This window comes from Alkalibacillus haloalkaliphilus C5 (genome assembly GCF_000269905.1).
Classification (GTDB): Bacteria; Bacillota; Bacilli; order Bacillales; family Alkalibacillaceae; genus Alkalibacillus; species Alkalibacillus haloalkaliphilus_A.
The window spans coordinates 1-9807 of record NZ_AKIF01000112.1; the positions used below are offsets into that span (position 1 = coordinate 1).

At 36.1% G+C, this 9807-nt stretch carries 9 protein-coding genes, 1 pseudogene and 1 riboswitch; all 10 genes and pseudogenes read right to left on the reverse strand.

The features are described 5' to 3' along the window. The coding region (locus A194_RS18270) for a glutamine amidotransferase-related protein (RefSeq protein WP_040402785.1) at positions 1–198 on the reverse strand (198 nt) is incomplete at its 3' end. Between the two features lie 87 nt (positions 199–285). Next, positions 286–387, reverse strand: a riboswitch (purine riboswitch). 24 nt (positions 388–411) lie between these two features. Further along, positions 412–1874, reverse strand: a pseudogene (guaB, locus tag A194_RS18275) (IMP dehydrogenase). 112 nt (positions 1875–1986) lie between these two features. Further along, positions 1987–3105 carry a Nif3-like dinuclear metal center hexameric protein gene (locus A194_RS0111510; RefSeq protein WP_017186990.1) on the reverse strand — a complete coding sequence of 373 codons (1119 nt, stop codon included), beginning with the start codon at positions 3103–3105 and terminating at the stop codon, positions 1987–1989. Next, complete coding sequence (locus A194_RS0111515) at positions 3102–3800, reverse strand: tRNA (adenine(22)-N(1))-methyltransferase (protein WP_017186991.1); 699 nt, start codon at positions 3798–3800, stop codon at positions 3102–3104. Before A194_RS0111515 ends, A194_RS0111510 begins: the two co-directional genes overlap by 4 nt. A 96-nt stretch (positions 3801–3896) precedes the next feature. Continuing rightward, positions 3897–4253, reverse strand: a complete 357-nt coding sequence (locus A194_RS0111520) for a c-type cytochrome (protein ID WP_017186992.1) — start codon at positions 4251–4253, stop codon at positions 3897–3899. A gap of 98 nt (positions 4254–4351) precedes the next feature. Then, positions 4352–4894, reverse strand: a complete 543-nt coding sequence (locus tag A194_RS0111525; RefSeq protein WP_017186993.1) for a hypothetical protein — start codon at positions 4892–4894, stop codon at positions 4352–4354. Between the two features lie 25 nt (positions 4895–4919). After that, positions 4920–6086, reverse strand: coding sequence for an RNA polymerase sigma factor RpoD (rpoD, locus tag A194_RS0111530; RefSeq protein ID WP_017186994.1), 1167 nt, complete (start codon positions 6084–6086; stop codon positions 4920–4922). A 3-nt stretch (positions 6087–6089) separates the two neighbouring features. Beyond that, positions 6090–7919 carry a DNA primase gene (gene dnaG, locus A194_RS0111535; RefSeq protein ID WP_017186995.1) on the reverse strand — a complete coding sequence of 610 codons (1830 nt, stop codon included), beginning with the start codon at positions 7917–7919 and terminating at the stop codon, positions 6090–6092. Positions 7920–8366: 447 nt separating this feature from the next. Further along, a complete protein-coding gene (locus A194_RS0111540) occupies positions 8367–9167 on the reverse strand; it encodes a pyruvate, water dikinase regulatory protein (protein ID WP_017186996.1) in 801 nt (266 codons plus the stop codon). 14 nt (positions 9168–9181) lie between these two features. Next, the gene (ccpN, locus tag A194_RS0111545) at positions 9182–9805 is read right to left on the reverse strand and encodes a transcriptional regulator CcpN (protein WP_029425218.1); all 624 of its coding nucleotides are present in this window, start codon (positions 9803–9805) and stop codon (positions 9182–9184) included. Positions 9806–9807: the final 2 nt, after the last annotated feature.

The window sequence follows — 9807 nt, forward strand, 5'->3', positions numbered from 1 at the left end:
TGAATTGTCATCGTATACACTGCCAGGACCACCTGATAAAACAATTCCTTTTGGATTCAGTTTTTTAATTTCTTCTGCAGTAATTTTATTAGAGTATAATTCACTGTAAACACCTAGTTCTCTTATTCTTCTCGTAATTAACTGATTATATTGACTACCGTAGTCTAAGACGATAATTTTTTCATCGATCGTATTCATAATCTCGTACCACCTTTTTAATTACATCATTACACATTAACCATAAAAAAATACAACTCTGCCATCAAAGGGGGAGAAAGGCAGAATTGTATCGTTATCTGCCTTCATAGTCAGGTTGTTTAAGGCAACCCGGTAGAGACTCTCACCCCTTATTGGCGAGTATATATGAAGCCATATTATCGTAAAAGGTTTTATGGTTAATCGTTTTTAAAATTATACTGAATAGTTTGGTGCTTCTTTCGTTATTTGAACATCATGTGGATGGCTTTCTCTTAAGCCAGCACCAGTAATCTTTACAAACTGTGACTTTTCTCTTAAGTCATGTAATGAACCTGCTCCGCAATAGCCCATTCCTGAGCGTATACCGCCAACCATCTGGAATAGCGTTTCTGCAACCGGTCCTTTATAGTCAACACGTCCTTCAATACCTTCTGGAACAAACTTATTTGACTCCTCTTGGAAGTAACGATCTTTACTTCCTTTCTCCATAGAAGCAACTGAACCCATTCCGCGGTACACTTTAAAGCGACGACCTTGATAAATTTCAATATCACCAGGACTTTCTGTTGTTCCTGCTAACATACTGCCTAGCATAACAGCATGTCCACCTGCAGCTAATGCTTTTACCATGTCACCAGAGTACTTAATACCTCCGTCAGCAATAACAGGTACATTGTGCTTTCTAGCTTCTGTTGCACAATCATAAACAGCGGTAATTTGTGGTACACCTACTCCTGCTACAACTCGTGTCGTACAAATTGACCCAGGACCGATCCCCACTTTAACGACATCAGCACCCGCTTCAATTAATGCCTTAGTTCCTTTAGCAGTCGCTACATTACCAGCGATTAAGTTTACAGTAGGATACTTTTCGCGTATATGACTAATCGTATCTAATACGCCTTTTGAATGACCGTGAGCAGTGTCAATAACTAATGCGTCAACGCCAGCATTGACTAACTTCTCCACTCTTACTAACGTATCTCCAGAAACACCGACAGCTGCAGCAACAAGTAAGCGACCGTGAGTATCTACTGCCGAATCAGGAAACTCTACATCTTTTTCGATATCTTTAATTGTAATTAAACCTTTTAAAGTCCCTTCGTCATCAACTAAAGGAAGCTTTTCAATTCGATGCTTTTGTAGTATGCCTTCAGCTTCATCTAAAGAAGTATTGACTGGTGCTGTAACTAGGTTATTTTTCGTCATGACTTCAGAAATAGCAATTGAATAATCTTGAATAAAACGCAGATCACGATTCGTAATAATTCCTACTAACTTTCTGCTTTCTTCATCGTTAACGAGCGGCACACCCGAAATACGATATTTCCCCATTAAATGCTCAGCATCAAACACTTGATGGTCTGGCGTTAAATAAAAAGGATTCGTAATAACGCCTCTTTCAGAACGCTTCACTTTATCAACTTGGTCAGCTTGTTCTTCGATTGACATGTTCTTATGAATAACACCTAAGCACCATTTCGAGCCATTGCAATTGCCATCTCAGCTTCAGTAACGGTATCCATACCAGCACTGATCATCGGCATTTTAAGATTTAAAGTGCTCGTTAAGCTCGTATTAACGTTTACACTTCGTGGTACGACATTTGACTCAGCTGGTAATAATAGTACATCATCAAATGTTAGACCTTCTTTTGCAAACTTCTCTTCCCACACGATTAACCATTCCCCTTTCTTCCTAAATATTATTAGTAGGTTACCAAGCAGTAGCCGTAGTGTCAACAACACTCCAAAAAATAAAAAGATTTCAAATATTCATTTAACAGTCTTATAGAAACTGAAATGGTTCAGTCACTTGTTCAGAAGAAACAAATTGAACACCCATTTTGTCTTTGTTAGCTTCTTGTTGTAAATGATTTTTTAATCCTTGCTTCATAATTTGCTCAATATGATGACCTGGGTCGATCATTCCTAGGCCAATACCTAATGCATCATGAGCTGTATGATAATAAACGTCACCTGTAATTAACACATCAGCCCCTTTTCTTTTAGCCTGGTTAATATATTTATTTCCATCACCACCGATTACAGCAACCTTATTCACCTTCTTATTAGGATCACCGACAAATCGTAATTGCGGGACGTTAAAGGTTTGTTTCACTTCATTTGCAAACTGTTCTAGTGTTCTTGGCTGCTCTAATTTGCCGATTCTACCTAAACCTTTCTCTTCTCCGTCTAAGTGTAATGGATATACATCATAAGCCATTTCTTCATATGGATGAGCTTCATTAGCAAGTTTAATACTATGATCTAGAAGGGATTCAGGAACAATGGTTTCCATGCGTAATTCATCCACTTTTTCGAGTTCATTAGTTGAACCAATATATGGATTAGTTCCTTCTTGAGGTTTAAAAGTGCCAAATCCATCACTATTAAATGTACAATGGCTATAATTACCAATATGGCCAGCGCCAGACTCAGCTAAAGCATCTCTTACTTCGTTCTCATGTGTAGTTGGGGTAAAAATGACAAGTTTAAATAATCGCTCTTTCTCAGTTGATACAACAACCCCATCACTTTCTATCCCTAATTGTTCCATTAACATATCGTTAACGCCACCGTTAGCGATATCTAAGTTCGTATGCGCTGCATAAACCGTTATGCTATGTTTGATTAATTTATTAACGATTTTACCCTTTTCGCTATTTAAATCTAAAGACTTAAGAGGTTTGAATATTAAAGGATGATGGGCTACGATTAAGTCAATATCTTTTTCAATTGCTTCATCAACGACACCTTCTAGTACATCCAACGTAACCATAACCTTGCTTACCTTTTGATTAAGATCACCTACTTGTAAACCAATTGGATCACCTTCAAAAGCTAAATGTTTAGGTGCTTTCTTTTCTACCATTGAAATAACATCTTTTACAGTAACCTGATTCACTTGAATACCTCCTCTTTAATCCACATTAACTGTTGTTCAAACTGGTTTATTTTCTCATAATTTGGTTCTGAAGCTTGTTTCATTTGAGTGATAATTGACTGTTTCTTCTTAAAAACATGCCTCCACTTTTTATAGAAGGCTTCATTTTTTGATTGTAACATAATAGGACCTAAATAAATTTCTTTATCAGAATATGATATTCCATCATCAGCAGGCTCTAATACGACGATTTCATAAATATAACCGTCTTCTTCAATTACATCTTCGCTTACAATGTCATATTGTTGCTCAATCGCAAACTCTCGAATAGAGCTCGCATCGATATTTGGTTGTAACACTAAGGCTTTAACTTTACTTAACTTGTTAATGCCGTTTCTTAGAATGTTTGTAATTAACGTTCCACCCATGCCTGCAATCGTAACACAGTCAACTTCTTCAGGTGATAGGACATTCAAACCATCACCTAATCTAACGTCAATTCGTCTAGACAATTCCATTGCCTCAACTTGTTTGACTGCTGCAAAATACGGACCTTCATTTACCTCTCCAGCGATCGCCTTTACATTTGGTTGCTCTAGACAAACTTTACAAGGCAAGTAAGCATGGTCAGAGCCGATGTCCGCAACACAGCTTATATCTTCAGGAATCATTTGTTTTACTTGTTCTAGTCTCTTTGATAACTCAAATTCTTTCATTGTTGTCACCTATTTCTATTTTTGTAAAACAAAAGTCCAGAAACATTGGTCTGCAAGGTTGACTTACAAACATGCTCCTGGACTTTAATCTATGGTCTATTGCTCCATAAGCCATTCAGCAAGGATTTCAGCTTCTTCATTCGTTGCATAATCTCCTGTCATAATAGAACTTCCTTCAACACCATTAGAGATAATGTCTTCTAGTTCTTCAAGTGAGAAACGATCGCCAGCATTCTGTAACTCTGGTCCACTTCCACCTTCTAAATCTCCACCGTGACATGATAGACAGTTATTTTCGTAAATAGCTTCTGGGTTATCAGCAGCTTCTTCTGTCTCTTCAGTTGCTTCTTCAGCATGGCGCATTTGATCTAAACCAACACCGGCCATAACAATCATTGCTATGATACCTAGAGTAGCAATTGTTACGTATGGAATAATTGGGTTTCTGCTCATCTGTTTTTTCCTCCTTACGTTAGCTATTATGTATACACAAAACTATATATATTTTACTTTAAAAAACGTTTGTCGGAAAGGGTTAAAATGTGAAATTATTATAAAAATATAATCGATAGCAATAAAAGCATGCCTATAATACCAGAAGCGAGCAAATAATGGTATCTAAGAACGACGCCTACTATTACCCATACAATGCAGTGAAAGAGAATAGTTGTATTTAATACTAGGCCTTGTCCGTATAACGTATGAATGAATGAAATCGTTCCAATTAGAAACACCAAAAACAATAACATAATGGGAATATGAACTAACGATTGATGCCTCTCTTTATACCAAAGTAAATGCCCTAAAATTATCACTATTATCCCTAAGAATAAGACCATTTCTAACCATATATTATAATCAAACATCGTCAACAAATATAAAGAAAGAGGTAGAAGGAGTACGAGAAGGAATACATCAGCATAAAAGAAAAATGATTGTTGATGTTCTCCGTTTGATGGCGTACTCTCTTCTACTCCTTCACCATACGTATATAGTGCCAATAAAAAATCACAGTATTCTGCAGGTAGCAATTTATTTTGTTTCCAATGCTTGATTTCATCGATAATCACTTGATTTCGATTGTCATTCCCCATCGTACACCTCCGCAGAGTAGTGAGGTTATTCTAAAAAGTCTTTTAGTCGTTTGCTACGGCTTGGGTGTCTTAACTTTCTTAACGCTTTTGCTTCAATTTGACGAATTCTCTCTCTCGTTACTCCGAATACTTTACCAACTTCTTCAAGTGTACGAGTTCTTCCATCATCTAAACCGAAACGTAACCTTAGAACATTCTCTTCTCTGTCTGTTAAAGTGTCTAGAACATCTTCTAGTTGCTCTTTTAACAACTCGTAAGCTGCATGATCAGAAGGTGATGTCGCTTCTTGGTCTTCAATGAAATCGCCTAAGTGTGAATCATCTTCTTCACCAATTGGTGTTTCAAGTGACACTGGTTCTTGTGCAATCTTTAAAATTTCACGAACTTTATCAGGTGTTAAGTCCATTTCTTCTGCGATTTCTTCAGGAGTTGGTTCGCGACCTAAGTCTTGTAATAGTTGACGTTGCACTCGAATGAGCTTATTAATCGTTTCAACCATGTGTACAGGGATACGAATCGTACGAGCTTGGTCAGCAATCGCTCTTGTAATAGCTTGCCTAATCCACCATGTTGCATACGTACTAAACTTAAACCCTTTTCTATAGTCGAACTTCTCTACTGCTTTGATCAGACCCATGTTACCTTCTTGGATTAAATCAAGAAATAGCATCCCACGACCTACGTAACGTTTAGCGATACTAACCACTAACCTTAAGTTAGCTTCGGATAAACGTCTTTTTGCTTCTTCATCACCTTGTTCGATTCGGTTTGCAAGTTCGATTTCTTCATCAGCAGATAATAGGTCTACTCGCCCGATTTCTTTCAAGTACATACGAACTGGGTCATTAATTTTCACACCAGGTGGTACACTTAAATCGGTTAAGTCGAACTCTTCCTCTTTTGCAATTTTTTGAATGTTAGGGTCATCATTCTCACCGATAATATCAATACCTTGATCTGCCATCTGTTCATAAAACTCATCCATCTGTTCTGAATCAAGTTCATAATGTCCTAATTTATCAGCAATTTCTTCATAAACGAGTACACCTCGTTTTTTACCCATTTCCAGCAATTGTTCTTTAGCCTGTTCAACAGTTAAATCCTGATCCTGTGTTTGATCTTGTGTTTGGTCTTGTGCAACCTCTTTTGATTCAATTGGCTTTTCAGCATGATACCCCTCCTTCCAAACCAAATGCTATAGCTTGGATTTATTACTTTTCTTCCTCAATTCTAGGATTTTCATACCTATTCGTGCTGCAGATTTAGGATCATTTTCCTTCTCTGCGTTTTTTAACATCTTTTCTAGAGATCTAATTTCTTGATCGACATCAGCCTCTTTTAAGATCGCAAACAAATAATCATCTAATTCTTCTCTCTCTAATGATTCATTTATAGGTAAAACAGCTAATTCTGAAACTAACTGTTTTATCGATTCATCCGGTAAACGTTCCAGAAAGCGACCAACATTCGGCTCATTCCCTTCCTCATAATATGCGTATAAATATGTGACTAATACTTGGTGTTCTTGCATATTAAATTTAGAGCCTAATTGATCCTGTACTTGATTGGCAACGTAGTTATTTTGTAGCATATGAGCAATTAAATATCGTTCAGCATTTTGATAAGCTGGGTATATTTTTTCAGCTCTTTTAGTTCGTTTTTCTTTATTTTCCTCAAACTTAACACGATTATCTTGTTCAATATGCTTCTGATTTATTCTTCTACGATCTGCAATTTCATTCTCGAGAGTTTCTCGATATAAGTCAAAAGTCTCTTCTAACTCTTTAATGTAAACATCTCTTTCAACTGCATGATCTACTGTTGCGATTAAATCTAGTGCTTTCTCTATATAATCTAATTGATCATTTTTAGATTGAAGGTTGTAATCCTTCTTTAAATAATTTAGTGCAAAAGCTATATAGGATTCAGCATTTCTTAACACTTGATTCTGAAACTTTTCTGGTCCATAAGTATCAATGAAGTCATCAGGATCTAGTTGATATGGTACATTTGCAACTAAAACATCCAACTCAACGTCTTTTAACATTTGAGCAGCTCGATAACTTGCATCTTTACCAGCTTTATCGCCATCAAAACATATGACTACTCGATTAACATACCGTTTTAGTAGTGATGCTTGGTACTTAGTCAAGCTTGTACCTAGCGTTGCAACTGCATTGTAGACACCCGCTTGGGATGCCTTAATGACATCAGCATACCCTTCAAATAGGATAACTTCCTTCTCTTTTTGAAAATGCTTTCTTGCTTCATAAAAGTTGTATAAAAGTTTCCCTTTTTGGAAAAGCTTAGAATCAGGGCTGTTTAAGTATTTTGGCTCAACACCATCTTCTATAGCCCGGCCACCAAAGCCGACAACTTTTCCTTGATGGTTTTGGATTGGAAATATGACTCGCCCTTTGAAACGGTCAAAAAAGGTATTCCCATCTCGACTACTTAATAAACCTACATCCAATAAATTTGTAAGCTGGAAACCTTTTTTATGTAAGAATGTCGAAAGAAATTGATCTTTATTTGGCGAGTACCCTAATTGGAATTGTTCGATATCACCTTGCTTAAATCCTCTATTTTCTAGATATTTGAGCCCATTTTTTCCTTCAGCTGTGTAACGTAAGACATGGTGAAACAACTTTGAGGACCATTCATAAGCATCTAAAGCTGATTTTTCTTGTTCAGATAGAGCAGGTTGGTTTGAACTTTGCACATATTGTTCTGGCAGTGATTCACCACTTTTGTCTGCCAAGTATTGGACAGCTTCTCTAAACGTAATGGATTCCAATTCCATAATAAATTTAACGACATTCCCACCTTTGCCACAACCGAAGCAATGAAAGATTTGCTTATCGGGCGACACTGAGAATGAAGGTGTATTTTCACCATGGAAAGGGCAAAGTCCGAAATAATTCCGGCCTTTTTTCGTCAGTTGTATATGCTCACCAATCACATCAACTATATCGTTTTTAGTAACAATTTGATCAATAATTTCTTCAGGGATCTTCTGTTGCATATACATCACCATATTATTTGATATTCGATAAAAGAATATAAATCCCTTCATTAATCGACATATTTATATAAATTATTACTCAGAGTGTTTTTCAAGTAAAAGGAACTAATTAAACGTTAGTTTAAACAATTACTGAAATTTCATCACAAATATGAATTATAACCTAAAATTAGCTTTAATGCTAATAGTTTGTTTTAATTTGTCGTGAATTAAAACAGTTTTCGACAATACTACATTTTATTATGTTAGTTAGATGTTTTCAACTACAATATTTTCGATATAACTAGTTTTTATTTGTGGGTGCGATTAAGAATTTGACCTTACATGTTCATGTGTTGAGGTTAGTACTATCTTAAACACTAACACACAAAACCCGAACGAAATCAGAGAATGACTTCGTTCGGGTTTTACTTTTATCACCGCTCCATCAAATGCTTCGCTTTGAGATTATTTCTTCACTGTATTTAAAATAGCGTTCGCAGTTTCTTCAACAGCCTTTGTCGAAACATCGATTGTTTTACAACCAATTTTGTCTACTACTTTGTTGAAATAATTAATTTCCTCTTTAATTCGTTCAGTTTGTGCATAATTTGCTGAGCCATCTAATCCTAATGATTTTAAACGTTCAGTTCGTATATGGTTCAGCTTTTCTGAACTGATATTTAAACCGATACATTTATTCGGGTGTACTTGGAATAGTTCTTCAGGTGGTTCTACTTCTGGAACTATAGGTACATTTGCGACCTTTAACTTTTTATGAGCAAGGAATTGCGATAGTGGCGTTTTAGATGTACGTGATACACCAATTAATACTAAATCAGCTTTTAAGATTCCTTTTGCGTCGCGACCATCATCGTATTTAACAGCAAATTCAATTGCTTCAATTCTTTTATAATAATCTTCATCCAACTTGTGAACTAAACCAGGTTTTAAAACAGGATCTTGACCGAGATAGTTTGTTATATTTTCGATTAGTGGTCCTAATAAATCTAATGCCACAATTCCTAATTCGGCAGATAACGTTTCTATTCTTTGTCTATATTCTGGTTTAACTAACGTATACGCTAATAAACTGTTATTTTCTTTAGCCGTATAAACTGCTTCTTCTAATGTTTCGAAATCGTCTACATATGGTATCCTTTGTATTTGTACATTAGAGTCAACGAATTGGCTTAATGCTGCTTTTACCATTAACTCTGCTGTTTCACCAACAGAATCTGAAATAATGTAAAAAGTTTGTGGGTGCATAATAAATCCCCCTTTTAAACGTCTTCATTTTTGACTAGTTCTACGAAAGCTTTTGTTATGTTCGTTTTCGTTAAACGTCCAATGACCTCTAATCCTTTATCACTCTCTTGAACAACAGGTAGTGCATCAATTTGGTTTTCAATCAACTTAATACTTGCATCAATTAGCAAGTCATCTTTTTGGCATATTTTTATTTTTGGTAATCGGGTCATTATAATATGTACCGGCACTTCGGTTAAGTCTTGCTGTCCCATACTTGTTCTTAATAAGTCTTTACGTGAAAGCACTCCCACTAAAATACCATGTTGGTCCACGACGAACAAAGTACCTACATCCTCTAAAAACATCGTTGTAATCGCGTCATATGCATTTGCTTGATCATTTACAACAACGGGTACCGAATGATAGTCCCTAACTGATAACTTTTTTATTTTATCAGTAAGTAGTTCACTACCTGTTTTACCTGTATAAAAATAACCAACCCTTGGCCTTGCATCTAAAAATCCAGCCATAGTTAAAATGGCTAAGTCTGGCCTTAATGTCGCTCTAGTTAAATTTAATTCATCTGCAATTTTTTCTCCAGTTATCGGTCCATGCTTTTTGACAATCTCTAAAATTTGCTCTTGACGGTGAGTCAAGT

What these genes read in the sequence shown, in the direction of transcription:
- A194_RS0111515 (WP_017186991.1), bottom strand. Translation starts at nt 3,800, where the DNA reads ATGAAAGAATTTGAGTTATCAAAGAGACTAGAACAAGTAAAACAAATG.
- A194_RS0111520 (WP_017186992.1), bottom strand. Translation starts at nt 4,253, where the DNA reads ATGAGCAGAAACCCAATTATTCCATACGTAACAATTGCTACTCTAGGT.
- A194_RS0111525 (WP_017186993.1), bottom strand. Translation starts at nt 4,894, where the DNA reads ATGGGGAATGACAATCGAAATCAAGTGATTATCGATGAAATCAAGCAT.
- dnaG (WP_017186995.1), bottom strand. Translation starts at nt 7,919, where the DNA reads ATGCAACAGAAGATCCCTGAAGAAATTATTGATCAAATTGTTACTAAA.
- A194_RS0111540 (WP_017186996.1), bottom strand. Translation starts at nt 9,167, where the DNA reads ATGCACCCACAAACTTTTTACATTATTTCAGATTCTGTTGGTGAAACA.